Annotated in this window: 15 protein-coding genes; 2 read left to right on the top strand and 13 right to left on the bottom strand. The window is 62.6% G+C overall.

What is annotated here, in order from left to right; genetic code table 11:
* Positions 1 to 112: 112 nt before the first annotated feature.
* Complete coding sequence (locus I5071_RS03995; RefSeq protein ID WP_236604044.1) at positions 113 to 1,900, bottom strand: hypothetical protein; 1,788 nt, start codon at positions 1,898 to 1,900, stop codon at positions 113 to 115.
* Between the two features lie 161 nt (positions 1,901 to 2,061).
* Positions 2,062 to 2,790 carry a hypothetical protein gene (locus I5071_RS03990; protein WP_236604043.1) on the bottom strand — a complete coding sequence of 243 codons (729 nt, stop codon included), beginning with the start codon at positions 2,788 to 2,790 and terminating at the stop codon, positions 2,062 to 2,064.
* 171 nt (positions 2,791 to 2,961) lie between these two features.
* On the opposite strand from I5071_RS03990, the gene I5071_RS03985 reads away from it, so the two are divergent.
* Both I5071_RS03985 and I5071_RS03980 read left to right on the top strand, forming a co-directional pair.
* A complete protein-coding gene (locus tag I5071_RS03985; protein ID WP_268921140.1) occupies positions 2,962 to 3,453 on the top strand; it encodes a helix-turn-helix domain-containing protein in 492 nt (163 codons plus the stop codon).
* Positions 3,454 to 3,469: 16 nt separating this feature from the next.
* Positions 3,470 to 4,105, top strand: a complete 636-nt coding sequence (locus I5071_RS03980; protein WP_236515394.1) for an IS630 family transposase — start codon at positions 3,470 to 3,472, stop codon at positions 4,103 to 4,105.
* On the opposite strand, the gene I5071_RS03975 is transcribed toward I5071_RS03980, so the two are convergent.
* From I5071_RS03975 to I5071_RS03925, 11 genes are all read right to left on the bottom strand, one after another.
* A complete protein-coding gene (locus I5071_RS03975) occupies positions 4,083 to 5,159 on the bottom strand; it encodes a hypothetical protein (RefSeq protein ID WP_236604042.1) in 1,077 nt (358 codons plus the stop codon). The genes I5071_RS03980 and I5071_RS03975 overlap by 23 nt on opposite strands.
* A gap of 462 nt (positions 5,160 to 5,621) precedes the next feature.
* Complete coding sequence (locus I5071_RS03970; protein ID WP_236604041.1) at positions 5,622 to 6,797, bottom strand: hypothetical protein; 1,176 nt, start codon at positions 6,795 to 6,797, stop codon at positions 5,622 to 5,624.
* Between the two features lie 5 nt (positions 6,798 to 6,802).
* Positions 6,803 to 7,171 (bottom strand): hypothetical protein, encoded by a 369-nt coding sequence (locus I5071_RS03965; protein ID WP_236604040.1) that lies wholly within the window; start codon positions 7,169 to 7,171, stop codon positions 6,803 to 6,805.
* On the bottom strand, positions 7,168 to 9,921 hold the full coding sequence (locus tag I5071_RS03960) for a hypothetical protein (RefSeq protein WP_236604039.1): 2,754 nt from the start codon (positions 9,919 to 9,921) through the stop codon (positions 7,168 to 7,170). The genes I5071_RS03965 and I5071_RS03960 overlap by 4 nt, the downstream gene beginning before the upstream one ends.
* Positions 9,921 to 11,165, bottom strand: coding sequence for a hypothetical protein (locus I5071_RS03955; RefSeq protein ID WP_236604038.1), 1,245 nt, complete (start codon positions 11,163 to 11,165; stop codon positions 9,921 to 9,923). The genes I5071_RS03960 and I5071_RS03955 overlap by 1 nt, the downstream gene beginning before the upstream one ends.
* Before the next feature lie 136 nt (positions 11,166 to 11,301).
* Entirely contained in the window at positions 11,302 to 11,469 is a 168-nt protein-coding gene (locus I5071_RS03950) for a hypothetical protein (RefSeq protein ID WP_236604037.1), read from the bottom strand.
* A gap of 10 nt (positions 11,470 to 11,479) precedes the next feature.
* Positions 11,480 to 12,406, bottom strand: a complete 927-nt coding sequence (locus tag I5071_RS03945; protein WP_236604036.1) for a hypothetical protein — start codon at positions 12,404 to 12,406, stop codon at positions 11,480 to 11,482.
* Between the two features lie 20 nt (positions 12,407 to 12,426).
* Entirely contained in the window at positions 12,427 to 13,686 is a 1,260-nt protein-coding gene (locus tag I5071_RS03940; RefSeq protein WP_236604035.1) for a hypothetical protein, read from the bottom strand.
* A 196-nt stretch (positions 13,687 to 13,882) separates the two neighbouring features.
* Entirely contained in the window at positions 13,883 to 15,988 is a 2,106-nt protein-coding gene (locus I5071_RS03935; protein ID WP_236604034.1) for a hypothetical protein, read from the bottom strand.
* An 8-nt stretch (positions 15,989 to 15,996) separates the two neighbouring features.
* Positions 15,997 to 16,938 (bottom strand): hypothetical protein, encoded by a 942-nt coding sequence (locus tag I5071_RS03930; RefSeq protein ID WP_236604033.1) that lies wholly within the window; start codon positions 16,936 to 16,938, stop codon positions 15,997 to 15,999.
* 16 nt (positions 16,939 to 16,954) lie between these two features.
* Complete coding sequence (locus I5071_RS03925; protein WP_236604032.1) at positions 16,955 to 18,376, bottom strand: terminase large subunit domain-containing protein; 1,422 nt, start codon at positions 18,374 to 18,376, stop codon at positions 16,955 to 16,957.
* Between the last annotated feature and the right edge of the window lie 4 nt (positions 18,377 to 18,380).

The following is an 18,380-nucleotide window of genomic DNA, read 5'->3' as shown; positions in this document are numbered from 1 at the left end:
AGGACGTGTGTCTGTCGCTGACGCTGATCCTGATAGTGGGGCCGTCGCCGAGGCTGCGAGTGTTTGAAGATCTGACATACCAACTCCTATCGTCTTTCTAGTTCAAGTCTAGTCACTCTCCGCTCTCCGAGATCTGCCGGATGGCTTCTGGGAGTGAGTCTTCGTCCTGCATCTCTTCGAACTGCTGCACGAGGCGCCGATACTCGGCGTCGCGCTGAGAGAGCACGTAGTGCGTGGCTGCGAGTGCTCCGGCACCGCGTGCGCCAGCCTCCTGGATCACACGTGCGTAGCGTCCGAGCGAGCGCGGGTAGTTCTGGGCGATGCGGTAGACGAGATCCGCTCCACTCGCTCGAAGCGTGGGCTCCACTGCGCGAAAGCCACGTGCTGCGAGAGCGACACCAGCACCAGCAAGGGCGCCACTTCCGCCATCGCCCAAGAGAGTGCCAATACCTGCACCAGCACCAGCGCTCCCACCGTAGAAGCCAAGCTGTTCCGACAGACCGGCGAAGCGATTACCAGCTGCCGCTGATGTGCCTGTCTCCGCGTTCTCTAGGCCGCGCTCCAGCACTGCGTAACGTCGTCGTGCTGCCTGGTACGCTGCGCGTCGGTCTGCACCAAGGGCCGACTCTACCGCATCGTCGTAGGCGCCGCGGATCGCCTCTGTGACCTCCTGCAGCCCCTCTCGGGTCATGCTGACGGTCTGGCCCTGGCGCGACTGGTAGGCACCTGCCTGACGCAGTCTGCGGGCTTCCTCCACGATGTCGCTGTAGGGGACCGGGTTGCTCCCGTACGTCTCCTGGATCTGTTCTGCCAGGCGCTCCATCGCTTCACGCTGGGGAGCGGCTGTCGCTTGGCGCGGTGTGCTCGATCGAATGCGTGTCGCGATCTCTTCACTAGTCGGACCACCACCGGCCATGTCTTGGGCGATACCGTCCATCGTCTCGATGGCTTCTCGCTGCGCTCGTTCAAGTCGAGCCTGAACCGTGCGCACGGTTCCAACGCTCGGGATCGCTCCTGTCTCTCGGAGCGTCTCAGCTGCGCGCCCTCGTGCTTCGACTGCATCCTGACCACCCCGAACGAAGTTGCGGATCGCCGTGTCGCCGCGTCCCGCACTCGTCGTAGCGCCGAGCAGCTGATCATCGCGCGCGCGTCCAAGGCGCTCCACGAAGCGACTCGTTGGACCACGGAGCGTCTCCCCCACGACGCCTCCGAGCGCTCCAGCTCCGGCACCGAACGCGCCCCCAGTAACTGCCAGTTCGCCAGCTTCGTCGAGCGAGTTGGGATCGCCGTAGCCGACCGACGAGGCACCACCGTAGAGCGCACCCGTGGCTGCGCTCGCCCCAACACGTCCGGCAGTACCGAGCATCCCTGGTGCCTGCGTTGCTGGGATCGAGGGTCCAGCGAGTGCACCCAAGGCCATGCCTCCGACCTCCGACGCGCCATGCACTTCAGGTGCGCGGCCACGCAGTGAATCTCGGCTCTCTCGGGCGATGTGGATGCCCTCTGCGGGATCTTCAGGGCCCATGATCGTGTTCGAGATCGCGAGGCCAAGCACTTCGTCTGCGAGGCCACCAGAGATGCCCTGCATCGCTCCAGACGCTGCAGCGCCCATCGTGCCCACAGGGTCGTCGCGGAAGCGACCCCAGGCACGTGAGATTCGCTCACCAGTGCGACGACGCGCGTCACCCACCATCGCGTCAGGAGCGTTCGTGATCGAGTAGAGCGCATCCCAGAAAGGCGAGTGCTGCTCGGCCTCCTGGTCGTACTGCTCGCGTGCACGACGACGCTCACGCTCCGCACGCTCTTCGGGGCTGACCTGAACCACGACGGGATCAGGCAGCGCGACGCGAGTAGTACCCACGTCATCAAGTGGAGCGTTCGCGTCCACCAGCTCGCCCATCTCGACACGCCCACCACGGCCCATACGAGTGCGACCACGACGGCCGTTAGCGTCGCCCTCTACGTGAACTTCGTCGAGCACGGTGCGCCGCGTTTGGCGCATGCGCGGCTCGTTCGCATCTTCGGCCAGAAGTGATTCAAAGAGATCGTCTGGTCCCGGCATTAGCGAATCTCCTCTACAGTGAATCCAGACACACCACGGAACTGGTCAGCCGTTGCGGCATCGCGGACTGTGGATTCACCGGTACTGGTGCGCGTGATGCGATAGCGGCGTGGTGAACCTGATCCACTGCCTGATCCAGCGCGTGCCCCACCACCTACGTTGCCGAGACCCTCTCGGATGTAGCGAAGGGCGTTGTTGATCGACTCCTGGTCAGCACCTGCGAACTCCAGACGCGCGCGGACTGAAGCCTCGATCTCGCGACGGAAGCCACGGAGCGAACCGTCCAGCTGACCGAACGTCATACCCACAAGGTTCTGTGGGTTGGGCAACGCCGCTTGGATGCGTGGCAGGTCGCCTGGACCAATGATGCCGGAGCCTTCGAGGTTCGCGACCATCGCCATGAGACGAGACATCGGTGCGGCCAGCTCGCCAGCGGCCTCACGGTCGATCGCAGCTGAGGCACCGTAGCGATTCGCGATGTCTGCGAGTGCTTCGAGTGATCCACGCTGTTCGCGGAAGCCGACCAAGCTGTTGAACATGCTGCGCGCCATCGTGTCATCGACGATCGCACTGCTGACGTACACGCCACGGCCGATCTCACGACGTGCTTGGGCGGGTGTGAGGTCATCGACGGTGCTGATCGCGCGATCGCGAACACGTCGGTCAGAGCTTCCGAGGTCTGCACGAAGACCATCGGCGACCTCCTGTGAGACGCGACCCGACGTCACTGCTTCGTCGAGGCGCGCACCGTATGCGGCAGCGACACCACCACCACGACCAGGCGCGACAGGACCACCCCCACCACCCGTTCCAGTGCCTGCACGGCTAGTGTCCCGACCGCGACGCGGTGATCACGTCGGCCCTTGCGCCGCGATCGGGAGTCTGATCTACAGCAGTCTGTGAAGCCGACTGCGAGGTTCACAGGGCTGGAGCTGTCCGAGGCAGACCGCGAGCTCCTTCGCGCGAGGGGGCGCGGTAGCCATCGGGAGCGACTCACGGCGCGCCAGTGGCGTCGGATCCGCACGCTGCTTCTCCTCGACGAGGGCATGTCGGTCCGAGCTACGGCGATCGCAGTCGGGGGTTACCCGCGAGAGGTTTCGCGTGTCGCCAAGCGCTATGCGGAGCGAGGTCTGGACGCGGCGTTGTCTGATGACCCGCGTCCGCACCCGGAGCGGAAGCTCGACAGCGCGCAGGAGGCCGCGATCGTCGCGATGGTCTGCGGCCCACCGCCCGAAGGGCACGCGCGATGGACCGTGCGGCTCATCGCCGAACAAGTCGTGAAGCGAGGTGTCGTCGACGAGATCGGTCGCGAGACGGTCCGGGTCACGCTCGCGAGCCACGGCCTCAAGCCGTGGCGGGAAAAAAATGTGGTGCGTCCCCGCCGTCGATGACGAGTTCATCGATCGGATGGAGGACGTGCTCGAGCTGTACGCACGCAAGCACGACGAACGAGAGCCCGTCGTGTGCCTGGACGAGCGCCCTGTGCCGCTGCGCGATGCGGCGCGAGACGGGACGGCCATGTCGCCGGGCAAGATCGCGCGCGTCGACTACGAGTACGTGCGGCGCGGAACAGCGAACATCTTCTGCATCATCGAAGCTCTGACCGGGCGACGGCTGACGCACGCCACGCGCGATCGCGCCGGCCCATCGTTCGCGAAAGCGCTGAAGCGGATCGCGCGCCGCTACAAACGCGCTCGCACGATTCATCTGGTCGTCGACAACCTGAGCACGCACTCGGAGAAGTGCCTGATCGATGCGCTCGGGCCTCAGCAGGGCCGTGCGCTATGGCGGCGCTTCACGGTGCACTTCACGCCGAAGCACGCGAGCTGGCTCAACGCCGCCGAGATGGAGGTGAGCCTCGTCGTCCGCGAGTGCCTCGGCCGACGCCGTATCGGCGATCTCGCGACTCTGCGGCACGAAGTCAGCGCGTGGAATCGCCGCGCAGATCGTAAGCGTCGCGGCATCAACTGGACGTTTCGCGTCGCCGACGCCCGGCGCGTCTTCCGATACGCCGGGCTCGTTACGTCACGGTCGAGACACTAGTACGGGTGCCGTAGGTCACGGAGCCGAGACGGCGTTCAAGTGCTTCGATGTCCGCTGCACTGAGGCCACGAACCTCGGCAGCAACATCAGCAGCTGATCGACGTTGACCCTCGGGACGAAGGCGTTCGCGCTCCATCACTGCGAGTACGTAGCGATCGCGAGCGCGACCAGACTCGGACGACTGTGGGTCCTCGCGACGGAGTGCGGTCAGAGCACGCGTGCGCTCCTGCTCGGTGCGCGCTTGCTGGTACGCGAGCTGGGCATCAGCAAGACGCGCCTGACGCTCTTCACGAGTTGCAGCAAGTGCGGCCTGTCGCTCTTCCTGGCGTGCTGCCAGGTCCAGCTGTCGCTGCTGACGCTGTTCCTGCACGTCGAGGCGTCGGCGCTGCTCATCGTCTTGAATGGCTTCACGCTTCTCAGCGCGAGCAACACGAAGGCCCTGCTCTCGACGCTGCTGTAGACGATCTGCGTTGGAGGCGAACGGAGCTGTGTTGTTGCCAGCAGCTGCACGAAGACCGGCACCGATGCGGTGTAGGATCTCGCGCGGCACATCGAGACCGCGCTCACGTTCGATGTCCGACAGGCTGGGAAGCCCCTCATCCATGCGACCAGGAGGCGCAAGCTGTGGCTTCCGAACGCCAGCGTCAGGACGTGCAGCGTCAGCAAGAGGCGCTCGATCGGCGTACTGGTCAGCCTGCCGATCGTGGAGGCGTTCAGCGTATGCCGTAGCGCTCGCAGGCGAGTCGAACACACCGAGGTGTCGGCCCGTGCGTCGGTACTCTGCGAACGCATCTTCGTCGCTCATCACACGGCCGTCATCGCTGACAGTGGGCACGAGCACTTCGCCCGCATCGGTACCGAACGACGCGCTACGCACCGTAGAAATCGAGCCGTCGGCGTTGCGCACGACGGGACGGCTGTTCAAGTCGATGTTGCCTGGTCGACGCTGGCCGATCAACGCGCGCATATCCGGCATCGGAGCGCGGAACGTAGGTGACTGCAGTCGCGCGCCTTCACGAGCGAGCGCTTCAGGATCTTCCTGTGAGAAGTCCATGTCAGGCGCACTCGTTGGACGCGTGATCGCAATCTCGTCTTCGCGAGGAAGGACCACGCTCGAGCGAGCTGGTGGGGGCGCCAGTTCTCCACCGTCGCGAGCGCGCTGGAACGCTGCAATGCTCTCACGGGTCTGGGGCACACCAGGGAACGTGACCGCTCCACCAGGCTGGACGGTCGCACCTGGCATCTGCGAGTACGGCGTGCGGTCGCTCCCTCGGTACGGCTCGGGGCTCGACGCAGGAGCTACCTGAGGCGTGCGACCCTCGGCTTGTGCAACAGCGTCTGCTGCCTCTCCTGGTCGTGTTGGAGAGGGAACAGCAAGAGGTGCCTGGAGCGCACGGAGAGCATCACGCGTCGCCTCTTCGGCAGCACGCATGGCCTCTTCGTCGCGACGACGCTGTTCGTCGTCCTCCGGTCGGGCAGTGATTGAGAGTGGGTCGAGAGTGATCGCCATGTGACCTCAGCTGATGACCGTGCCGATCAGGTTCGTGAGACTTGCGTTCGCGTTGTCCTCGCGCTGACCTTCTGCCTGGCGACGAGAGACATCGGTTGAGTACTGGTTCGTCGCGCCTGCCACCATGCGCTCACGGTTCTGATAAGCCTGCTGACGAGCTGCAGCTCTTGAGTCACGCGTGCGGTTGCGCTGGTCGGTGTTCGCGCGGTTGAACTCATCGATGGCACTGCGGCGCGTAGCGTCTTCCTGCCACGACTGCCCACGCATCTGACCAGCAGCGGCACCCGCTGCCTGCATGGCCTGGAGCGCGCGTTGCTGTGCCTCGATCTGCATCTGGGCATCGGCTGCAGAGAGCCCCATCACGCCAGCCTGCTGTGACGCGAGACGAGCTGCGAGGGCTGCACCTGATCCACCCATGCCGCGTGCTTCGAGGGCTGCGAGTTCAGCGTCACGCTGGGCACGGGTAGCCTGGCCCGTCTGCTGACGAGCGAGTTGCTGACGAGCATGATCGGCGGCCGTCATGCCACCTGATCGATAGACGTCCTGCAGGCCACGGAGGGCATCTCGCTGGACGTCGATCGACATCTGGTCCGCTCGCGCGTTGCCCAGCTCGTTCGAGTCGTACTGCTCGTAGTCGACGGTCAGATCATCAGCAGACGGAGCGTAGCGCCCAAGGTCGGCCCACATGCCGCGATTCATTGCGGCTTGTCGTTCACCCTCGCTTGCGGCGTTTCTCGCGTCTGCACCAGACAGCCAACCCCAGATCGGAATGCCACCTGATGCTTCGTCGAAGTCACGGAGAGCAGGATCACGACCATCCGTGTAGCCACTCCCGCCGCGCCCATCCCAAGTCGATTGTGGTGAGCCTGGTGAACCAGGAGGCGCCATCGGTTCGCGACCAGCATCGATGTCGCGCTGGCGCTGACCGCTGCTTACGTACTCCTCGTACTCCTGTTCATAGGCTTCGCCCTGGCGACGCTCTAGAAGTCGGCGCTCTTGAGCCTGGCCACGTTCGCGCGTATCGACCTCGTTCTGAGCGATGTTGATCCACTCATTCAAGGTCTGACCCGTCGCGTCGTCGCGACCATCGCGATCGGCGTCTGCGTAGCCGCGTCCCGTCTGCTGCTGAAGACGGGTAACGAGGCGCACTGTTTCATCGGAGGTATTGCCCCATCCAGCCATTGCATCTACTCCATTACTGCGATCGTCGCGTTGTATCTTGTTGAAGCTGCAAGCCCGTCCACGCTGTGCACGAGCAGCGCGCCGCTGCGCCACTCCCATTGCACTGCAGGGCTGGTGATGACCTTGCCGTCGCTCGTGCGCTGCGGGACCGCTCGCAGTAGGAAGACAGCAAGCGGTTTGGTCTTCACGCCGGGCACGTCGATCAGCACTGGGAGTTGGTCGGTGTCGATCACGGTGTCCACGACGCCCCCGACCTGTTCTCTCCAGCGGAAGCCGCGATCGAGCACTTCCCGGAGCGAGCGGAAGGACTCGTCCACGACCTTGCGGGCGCGCTCGTACTTCTCAGGCATCGGATCGAATCGAAGTCGGCTCATCTGTTGGTCCTCTGGCTCACCGGCTCAAAGACCGCTGCGACGCCCACGAGACGCCAAGGGATGAGCAGATCGCACGTGCTGACGTGCGGATAGAAGTGAGCGCTACGCGCGACATCACGAGGTGTACCCACACGTGCGATCAGCGTAGGCGTCTGCTCGTAGGCGCCCGTCCATGTCACCGTCTCCGCGGCTGTGGTGCCGTTCGCTGATGCGCCAACTTCGACGCGTGCTGATGATGGCACCGAGCCACCAGCGACGAGCGGTGTCGACCAGTCGAAGAGCCCTTGGACTTCGCTCCAGAGCCCTGTGGTTGCCGGTGTGCCTGGCGTCAGCGCCTGCCACTCCACGACAGCTTCGAAGCCTTCGAGGGCTCGGAGTGAACTCTGCGCGCCTACTGGGAATGCAGTCTCCAGCGTGAGCACGTAGTCACTGCCTGAGAGCTGCGCTTCCGTGACGCGACGGTAGTAGATGGTGCCGCCGATGGTCGCCTGCACCCAGTGGCAAGCTGCGGGGACCCAATCGCCGCGCTGCGCGGGCGTGAGCGTTACCGTCGGCCCGCTCGCGTCGTAGGTCCACGCTGACGGCGTGTAGGACCGATCAGCTTGGACGAAACTACCGTACTGATTTCTCGATGCGCGGATCTCCCAGTAGGAGCCACCACGAGCGATGCGCATCGAGCCGAGCGAGGGTGCCTCACGTGCGCAGTACGCCGAACACGTCCAGCGAGTCCACGCTCGCGAGTGCGTCGAGTAGCAGAAGACCTGCGATGGAGCGCCCGTGCCGAAAGCCGTAGGAGCGGCGATGAGCACGAGACCACGCGCTGACCAAGTCGCAACCCAAGGTGTTGTGAGCGCAGCGACGTACGCACGCTCAGCGAGAGGCTTCAGCGTTTGGCTGATCGCGCCGTCGGAGATGTTCCGCGCGCCACTCTCGTCCACCACGTACATTCCATCGCCAGCCCACACGTACGCCTCGGAGCCCATCACCGCGACGCACTCAGCTCGGAGCGCGCGCACGGTCGGTTCGAGAAGGTCCACACGCCATCCATCAGGGGGCGAGCCCGTGATGCGGAAGACGCCATCACGCTTGAAGACGAGCATCGCCGCACGCAGTGGAGCGAACGCGACGATAGGTTCAGCCTCGTCGCCGATCGTGATGTAGTTGATCTCCGGTACGTGCTCGGGTTCACCGGGCTTGCTGTAGAAAACAGCATTCTTTCGGTCGTCACGTGAGACGAGCACGCCACCCGACGCGTTGACCTCGTAGGAGAGCGCACCATCACGAGTGCTCGTCACGGCCCACTGAGAGTCATCGAGAGCGACGGAACGAACCACGAGCGTGCCCTTGGTCGCGTTGCCATAGACGTCGGTCGGTGAGTAGGGATCTTCGATCGCGTAGCCGAAGACCGTGGACGACGTCAGCGAGATGACGAACGCAAGCTCACGCGCCGTGCGCTCAGGATCGCCCGAGTACACGCCAAAAGTTGGATAGGTGAGCCCAGACGAAGAGCTGGTGGTGCCGCTCGCGTAGTACGCCTGGCCGTCCACCGTGATCACGTCGTGGAAGCGTGCGGTCACAGCACCGCTTGCTGTCGCGTTCGCACTGAGAGTGACGGTCGTTGCGGTCTTGCCGAGTACCGTCGCGCCGACAGGTATCGTTCCGCCAGTCGAGCCAGGGCTCCCGTTGTCGGTCACGAGTTGGCCAACGACGACGCTCGTGGTGGACGCAAACCCGGTCAACGTGGGGTTGCCGTTCGTCGCGGTCCCACTGAGTGAGAGTCGCTGGAGCCCTTCGAGACCGTCCGTCGACGTCGAGCCAGTGACGCTCACGATCTCGATCGCACTCGTCCACGGTCCGACAGTGCGACCGAACCACATGCAGTCGGACCAACGAGTGACCGCGCCGCACGCTGGTGGGCGACCGTTGGCCTTCAAGAGACCTTCGCGCGTTGGGTTCGTGTACAGCTCGGCGCCGAGGTCAGCATCCGTACGAGCGTCCTTCACGGTCGCATAGCCAGCTGTGACGTCGCCGCTCGTCACCGTGTACCGCTTCGAGAGGTACATCATGTCCGAAGGCGTGTCGCCGCTCGGGACGGTCTGCGACGCATAGAGCTCGATCTGATCACCTGCTGCAACGTAGTTCGGCAGTGCGATGATCCAGTTCATGTCGATCGTCCCGCCCGTCGTGTTCTCGTACGACTGCCAGGGCGAGGGCGCGGAGCGCACTACGAGGCCGTTCGCGTCACGCTTTGTGAAGCACCAGCGCCACGCGCGAACCGTGTTGTTCGGGATAGCGACAGCGCCGACGGTAGCGATGGAGAAGAGACCGCTAGTGGCCTCGTGCATCCCAGCCTGCTCGGCTGTGGTGTCCACGACGTTCGTGATCTTCCAAACGCCGTCTTTCGCGCACCAGTAGAGGTTGTCTCGCGCTTCAGCGAACTGAACGAAGCTCTTCAAGCTGTCGAGTGGTTCCGCAGTTCCGCTGATCGTGTTCGACGTGTTCTCGACGGCCCATGTCGATGAGCCATCCCACGAGGCGACGATGTTCTGGGTCTTGTACCAGTGCAGCACGCGAGGGCGCTGCGACGAGACCTTGCTCGCGTGCAGGTCGAAGCCGGGACGAGGGACAGCAACGCCAGGCTGCTCGATCACAACGTCATCAGCGGAGCGGAGTCCACCGACCTCAGCCGTACGAAGCGGCGAGATGTCGGTCGTCAGCCCTGCACATCCTGCGACGATACGCTGGGCCATCAGCGCCACCCCCGTGCACCACGACGAAGAGGTGTGTGACGGGGGATGGGTCGCTTCCGCTCACCATCAACGCGAGGGATCATCACGCCAAGAGCGTCCCTCTTCCGACGCTCCAGGATCGCCGTCGCGGTCTCAAACCCCCGCATGTCACCTACGGCCCCGCAGTAGGCACGAGCGCATGCGCTGACGAACGTGGGCCACAGCTGGGCAGGGATCGACGGGTAGACCGTCTCGCCTGCAACACACACGTAGTCCTGGCGCCCGCCCTCGCTGATCGCGGTGGGTGAAGTGCTGACTTCCGCTGATTCCGAAGACAGGTCGATCCCGAGCACAGAATCACCGACGTCCCAGGACGTAACCGGAACGTCAGCAACGATGGGATCGAACATCCCACCACCACGAACGACATCGACAAGCGAATTGATCGACGTCACACGTGAGGAAGCACTTGCGGCCAGCGTCACGCCGACGATGGCGCTACCGTCGACAACGGGTGCCCACTCGACCGAGGCAACACCTACTTGGTAAGTGTTCGCCAGCATCTCTGTTAGAAGAGCTGCATCATTCGGCGTGTCCGTCGTACCTGACGCGAGCACCGCTTCTGTGGTCGCGCCCTCGGTAAGACGGATGTAGAACTCTGACGCAGGTGGGAGAGCGGAGATATCCACGAGGCGAACCTGCGTGTCTCCGGCGTTCGCGTTCGCAGCGAGCAGCAACGAGGACCAGCTACCTGGTACCTGCTCGTAGGCCAACCCAGTGATGCGCGCAGCATCTGTGGTCTGCACCAGCTTGGGCGGTGTCGCGTAGTACCTGAGGCGCAGCGTGTACCCAGCCTGTGTAGGCGTCGGAAGTAGAACGACCTTCCCGTCTTCCAGGGTGAAGTCGAAGGGTGCTCGCCCTCGTGGAGCCTGACGCGAGTACTGGCGCTCGGACGCTGGTACCTGGATCGCGTTCCACTCCTCGCCGGCTGAATCGACGATCGTCACATCGCGTAGGCCCATCGCGAGCGAGCGATAGGGGATCGAGTACGACGCCTTCCCCACGCTGATTGGCTGGTCCTCGGTTCGCAGCCAGTACTCAGAGCGGGTCGAGATGAGCAGCGGACCGATCTCGCCTTCTAGCTCCTGGTCGCAGAGGGACAGAAGCTCGGAATTCGAGAGCATGCCATCAGCAGCTTCGTCGCGCGGCGCACCGACTTGCGTGCGCACGTCCTGAATCAGATTTTCTGTCGTTCGTGCTCGCATCGCTCGTCTCCATGAAACAGGTCAGCAGAGAATCGAACTCTGTCTGAGAGGGTTGGAAGCTCTCCACGCGCCACGCGTGTCTGACCTAAGAGGAGACCCATCACTCCGAACCAGCGTTGGAGTGATGGGCCATCAATCACAGTTCTTCTTCGTCTTCCAGCCCCTCGTCGTCGTCCATCACTTCCGGCTCAGGTTCAGCGAGACCGATCCTGATCAAGAGTTCCGGCGTAGGCGACTTGTGAGCCTTCAGGGTGTCGCTACGAAGACCCTGAAGGGCGGAACGGATCAACTCCATCTTGTCCATAGAACCTCCGTCACGGTGCACCGAGCGAATACGTGCGAGTTGCCTGCACGTTCGCCAAGGTGAGCGTTGTCGTTGGCTGGGCAGTGATCACCAGGCCATCCGCGTCGCTGGTCTGGAGCACCAAGTGCTGAGCTACACGCGGATCGCAGTCGTACGTGATCGTCACGACGCCAGAACCGTTGTCGCCAGCGGATGCGAGACCAGCAAGCTCAGGGTTCGCGTTGATGCAGGCGCTGAGGTTCGCGCCCATCGCGGCGTTCGAGGCACCGATGTTGAACTGAGACGAACCGGACGCATCGCCTGACTTCGCAGTCAGGACGGTCTTGCCGATCTGGAGCGTGTCGTTCGCGTCCGTGTTGGCCGACACGCAGGTCACCACAGCCCAAACTCGTTCGGTACTGTCGAGACCACCCGTAAGCAGTCCAACAGTGCCGATGCCGCCACCAGTGCCGTCGGTGATCCGAATCGAGTTCCCGAGCGTGCCCTCGGCGTTCGCGGTGATGACCACCGAGTTCGTCGAGCCCGATGCAGTCACCCAGCTCTTGAGGCCTGGTAGGCTGTTGATCGCCGCTCGGATGTTCGTCGCTGCGGTGTTCGAGGTAGCCGACACGTCAAACGTGCCGTCACCTGAGACTGCACCTGACGCCACACCGGTCACCTTGAAGTTCCCACCAGGAGTGGAGAACGAGATGTACTCGCCGGCAGTAACCGACGAGCCGGTGATGGTCAGCGTGCGAGACGCGGCAACCCCGGTGGAGCTGTCGACGCGTACTCGGAGCTTCGCGCCCTTGGTCGCCAGGTTCGCGAAGAGGTTGGTCAGTGCCACTGCCTCTTCGCGTCCCTTCCCTTCGGTGAGCGCGACGCGACCTGCTACCAACGAGGGATTCTCGTTGGTACCGTGGTCAACCTCAATAATCGTGATTGCACGTGCAGCCACAGATCACGCCCTTCCGGTTATCAGTTGTTGACGATGCCAGTGATCTTCGTGATCGAAGCTGGACGCGTCGGGATGATGCACTGGTTGAAGTAGCAACGAAGTTCGTACCCAGCCTTGTCACCAAGCTCCAAGAAGAACTTCTCCTGGTTTGGCGAGTTACCTGGCAGCGTGAAGGTGATATCCGTCGCGCCGACGCGCTTGATCGTTGCCCAATCAGCCATGAACAGCTCGCCGTTCTTCACAAGACCACTCGGCTTGATGTCAATGGCCACTCCTGGACCGTAGTAGGTGATCGCGCCCATCGTTCCAAGGTCAACGGAGCCCTTGGTTGACTGAGCGAAGCGACGCAGCGCAGCCGCATCGTTGTTCAGGTTGTTCCAGGTCAAGTAGCTGCAGAACGCTGTCAGCTTCTTGCCTGTCTGACCTGACCGCTGAACCTGCATGGCTGCAGCGCTTGTGAGCGTCGACATCGTCAGCGCCGCGCTGCCAGCCGACACAAGGTTCGCCTGCCACAATGCATACAACGAAGCATCGATACCGAACAACGAACCGGAGTTGGTCGCAATCTTGTCCACACCCGCAAACGACTCACCAACCCATCCCTTTGGGACGATTACGTCACCAGCCACAACAGCCGCGTTGTCCGCCGTCGCACCAGCGAGTGTTACAAGCACCTGACGCTGGTTCGAGGACAGGCCAACGGCGCTTACCGTCATGTCACCAACGGAGTTGCGCTGTGTTGTCAGAGTTGGATCGTAGACGTCTACGACTGCGCCCTGCAACTGGAGCCAAAGGCCAACTGCCGATGACGCCTCTGTTAGCGTGTACTGGACCGAGGCTGACGAAGAACCGTTGGCTGTGACTGCACCAAGGTTCGACTGGCCATAGAGGATCATCATCTCGCGGTGAAGCGAAGCGCTGTTCTCCATGTCCATGACGATCGCGTCGAAGGCATCACCGAACGCGTCATCGCTGTTGGTCGCCTTACCAGCTGCGTCATACGAAACGGTCTCACGCAGTACGAACGACGTAGCGTTCGCACGCGCCGGCTTGCTCTGACCCGGGATCGCGGCGTTCAGGGTGAAGGCGGAACCATCAGACCCGTAAGTAACACCCTGTGCTCGCTTGAGACGCACGGTTACCTGGTAGTCATCGCCAGTCTTCTCGCGCTTCGAGAAGGGGATCGCCTCAGCAAAGTCGGCGTGATCTGGTACCAGGTCTTCCGGCTTGTCTGCATACCGGCGCTTGAAGAAGCCATCAAGATCGGAAACGTTAGCCATCGAAATACCTCACGAAGAAAGTGCCGCTCCTAGTGGGAGCGCAGTTCTCAGGGTCTTTTCGATGCCTAGTTCGTCAGTCGATCAAGCGTCCGGTTATGGATGGCTCCACTGAGACAGGGTCTACTTAGGACCACTGCGGCGCGGAATGCGCCTATGGTTGTATAAGTATACGCTTACGCGTAAGACAATTCAAGTATTATTGACTAGCTGGCTGGGGCATCTGCGGCATTTTCACGCCGCTGATCTCCTCGGGAGCACCAGGAACTTGAGCACGGTCCTGTGGGGGCTCGTCTCCACTCCCTGGACCTGCTGGAGCACTAGGAGGCGCGTCCGGGCCCATTGGAGCGCCGGGCATCGGCATCATGGGCGAAGGGGGAGGCATCATGCCCGTAGCCGCGATGATCATCGGGTCTGCCCCACCCCACAGCCTCAGGTGCTCCGCCACATGTGCGAGTACGGTACCCGTGATCTCCTGGTTCTCGCGAACCGACGGAGCTGCGAGCACTGCGAGGTGCTCTCGCACGTGATCGGGGTGGCAGTCCGAGACGAGAACTGGCTGAGCGATGCCCTTGCTCAGCTTGGCGTTCTCCCCACGAATCAGACGGAACTGCGCCGCGTCGCTCTTGTACATCGGCTCTAGGCGACCCGAAGAGTAGAACGCCAGATACTGTTCGGGAGTAATCTTCCCTGGGAATCGCTCCAGCAGCTCGGAGGCGATTGCTCTGCGGCCTTCCATCGTGCGCATCGCGGCGTTGCCCATATCGACATCTACCTGACGGATGTCGGAGAGGTCCTCGCCCGTGAAGAGTTCAACTGCCGGGGCTTCGTCGTCGCCTACAACCTGCAGCATGCGTTCGGCTGTCGCGAACGACTGCAAGGTCTCGATGATGCCAAGACCTACCGAGCGAGCGCAGTCCTGGAACGCGCGCACGTTCGCGTTCATGTACTGGATGGCTTGTGCCTGGATCAGCGCGTTGTCTGCGCCGCTCTTGCCCTCGGACTGGCCACGCACAACCGCGTTGACCCCTGATTGCGTCTGCATCGAACTCTGAAAGAACGCAGCTTGCTGAATCGACGCCTCAGAGAATTGAGGGGTGCCCAGCAGCATGGGTGCACCCGAGTTCGGCATCTGGGGATTTGGCTTGTAGTAGACGATCCGCCCGTCCGCGAGGTCTTCGACTTCGACGTCAGAGCCCTTCGCCACGGCCCACTTCGGGATCGAGCCCGCGTCTGACGCTGTCAGGCCGTTGATGACTGCCGCGTTATAGGCGGACTGCAGGCCGAGCAGGTGGAAGTTCTGGGAGTAGCCGATCGCGCGCCCAACGACTTCCTGGGCGACCATTGGGTGCACGGGAATGCGGCGATAGGCCAAGGGTCCAGCCTGGAGCACCTTCTCTCCGCACACGAGGGCTTCGAGCCCGTGCGGCAAGACCTCACTGCGAGCGTGCACGAGTCGAAGCAGGTGAATCTGATCGGTGTGCTGGCCTTTACGCTGGACCGTCGTCCCGTCGTACCGAGAGGTCTCGTCGGCTTCCCAGCTCGGACGCGACAGGATGTGCGTGGCGTGCTCTGGGTAACGTGCGGCCAGTTCGAACTTGTCGACACGCTCACGAACGACGAACCACTTCGAGTCCTCGTGCGTCTGGCACCCGAGATCACGAGCGATATCGACGGGCGCGTACACGCGGTGTCGCAGGTCTCCAGCGCGCGCGATGCGCTCCCGCATCACGGGGCGCTCTACTTGGATCCCGTCGCTTTCAACGACTTCCACCAGCGGATCGCCGTTGTCGTCCAGCTCTGCGACGTACTCGATGCCTGATTCTGGCCCCGCGAACGCGTCCCACAGCTGCACGAGGTAACCGCCACCAAAGAGCAGCATGCGCTCGCACGCTTGAACAAGCAGGGATTCCAGCTTGCCGTCGTGCTGATAAAACCTAATGACCTGGTTGCCTAGGTGAGCTTGCGCATCAGCTTCCGGCGAGTCGTTCGATGCCTTGGCCTCAAAGGCGAGTTTGTCAGCAGTGGTCAAGAGCAGCTGGTGGCGAACCAGCGAGGCGAACTCGTTGACGTGCAGGTGGAGCCATTCCCCTGCTTCACCTGCTTCCGTGACCCAAGTCGCGCACGCGTCTGTGCCTGGGTCGTAGCCGTAGTAGACCGATGCGACCTGGTTCCAGATCCCGATCATCCCCTTGTCATCAAGGTCCTTCAGGTACTCAAGGTATCTGGACGCAACCTGCGTGGCGAGCTTGTCGCCTGTCTCGGCTGCCCAGTAGCGATCGTTCGGTCTTGGAGCGATTTCCATCGTCGCACTCACTTCTTGTTCTTCGACGCGTAGTAGTCTTCCAGACGCGTCTTGCCCTTCTCTTGGGGCGCGGAGCGCTCGCGTCTGATGGGTGTTACTTGTGCGACGGTGGGCTGCTTAGCCTTCACCTGGGCCATCAAGTAGTTGTTGAACTCGCGCACGCCCTGTTCACCGAGTGCGGCCGCCAGCTCTGCGGGATTCGCTGCCAGCTTCTTCAGCTTCGTGCCTGCGTACGAGTTCGTCTCGTCGGCCACCATCATCGCCAGCTCGCGCGGATCAAACGGAATGCCTTGGGCGAGTTCGGCTTCTGCTAGATACGACATTCGCGCGATGGTCTGTGGCGTCACCTCGACACCAGCAGCTGTGAGGGCCTGACGGAATGCCTTGCCCAGCTGCTGTTGAGCCTGCTGAGTGGCGTTGATCTTCTGCTCTTCCTGCTGGCGCTTCCTCGCATCAGCTTCAGCCTTCTCGTAGCGAGCAAGTCTGGCTTCCATGTCGCGCATCTTGCGCTGGTCCTCGGGCATCATTCGGTCTTCGAGGTCAGCAGCGTATCGATCTTCGAGAATCCGATTGAGCTTCTCGCGTCCACCGAGTGTCTTCTCAAGCAGTCGAAGAGCGCGCTCCGGGTGCGTCAGGTCGCTGAACGCGTCCTGAAGTTGCTTCTCCAACCTCGACGCCTCGGACATACGCTTACGGGCTTCGCGGCTAATCTGCGCGGCCTGCACGACACCGCCTTCTCCGATGGAGCCAAGCAGCTCTTCGAGGATGGCGTTTCCGTCAACCTCTTCAACCGTCTCCCCACGCTGAAGACGGTACTTCTTCTGAGCTGGGGTCTCGGGGACCTGCGTCGTTCCACCCTGCGTCTGAGTCTGCTCAACCGCGGGCGCAGACTCTGCCCCGGGTGCGCTCGGTGTTGGTGATCCTGTCGATCCTGAATTCGGTGTCGTCATACTAAAGGCTTCTCCTTCACGACTTCGTGCGATTCCATCGTGGGCCAGCGGAGAGCCCTCTCAGGTTCTCGCGCTCGCGGTTTCTTTGTGGCTCGATCCACATGTCTTGGGTGTTCAAGTAGTCGGGGCCGTAGGGGTTGCTGCGATCCACCTGCCGCACGAAGTACGTCAGGGCGTCGACTGCATCGAAGTGCCCATAACCCTGCATGCGCTGGAAGTCGGTGTGCTGCTTGTTCCACACGGCGTAGCGCGCGTGGTTGCAGAGCTGTTCACAGGCTGGGTTGATGCGGATCCGCTGAGAGGCGAGACGCGTGCGAACGTCGTTCACAGCGGCTTCTTTGAAGTTCCCATCGGTGCGGGTCTTCGCGACGCCAACCCAACTGGAGCCGAGCTCAGCTAGTACGATCAAGGGCGCATCGGCGTACCGTGGCGCGTGCATCGCTGGTAGCTCGCCCCATAGCTTCGTCGCGATCCTGTCGACCTCTACTGAGATGTCGCTCGCGATCGACTTGTGGGTCACGTACTCGGCTTCAATAACGTCGACTGCCTGACGGAAGTCGTGATAGCCGAATAGGACGGCCGTGTAGTCCTTGAAGCCAACGTCAGCAACGACGACTGGCTTGAAGTGACTTGGTCGTGGGTGCGGGCCCACGATCTCTTTCTCGACGCGTGAGAACTCTGGGAGCACCGAGAGCGTCTCGTCTGCGATGTGCTCGCAGAGGTACTCTCTTCTCCACGCTACCGAGTCTTCGCCACCAGCTTCGCGACAGAACTCCTTGAGCGTGTCCGACGAGATGTGGTTCGCGTGGTGGATCGTGCGCTTGAAGTGGCTGTCCAGCTGCGCAGCTCGAGCGGCGTACGCAACGAACTCGTGCGCGGGCGAACGTGGTGGGGTCGAGATCAGGATGACCCGTCCGTCCGTCGTCAAGAGCATCGGAACGAGAACGGACTGAACCAGGTACTCAAGCTCATCGACGAAGCCGGCTTCGTCTACGATGGCAAGGTGAGTAGCTGCACCACGGAGGCTGTCAGCGTTGCCGTTGTTGACGCCTGCGAGATGGATCTCAGACCCGTTCTTGAACTTCCACGAGCCGTCCTGCGTGTTGTATTCAGGACGTAGGTGCTTCGGGCAGTCCGAGAGGATCTGTGCGAAGAGCGGATTGATGATCTTGCGGAGCGCCTTGCCATCAGGCGCGGCAAATCGAATCTGTGATTTTGGAAGCTGTAGCGCGTGCTCGATCGCGATCAGGCACGCCAGGAACGACTTACCAAGACGACGAGCACACTCAACTACGAAGACGCGCTCTCGCGATCCAGCGATCGCGGCGCGCATCTGCTTCTGGACGTCGAAGAGCTTGTAAGCAAGCTGGCCAGAAGCCCAAAGCGCGGCAATCGCTTCCTGCTGCGAGAGTCTTGTTGGTGTTGGTGGCTCGCCCATCTCT

Origin of the sequence: Sandaracinus amylolyticus (assembly GCF_021631985.1) — a bacterium.
GTDB classification, from domain to species: Bacteria; Myxococcota_A; Polyangia; order Polyangiales; family Sandaracinaceae; genus Sandaracinus; species Sandaracinus amylolyticus_A.
This window is presented reverse-complemented; position numbering and strand designations above follow the sequence as displayed.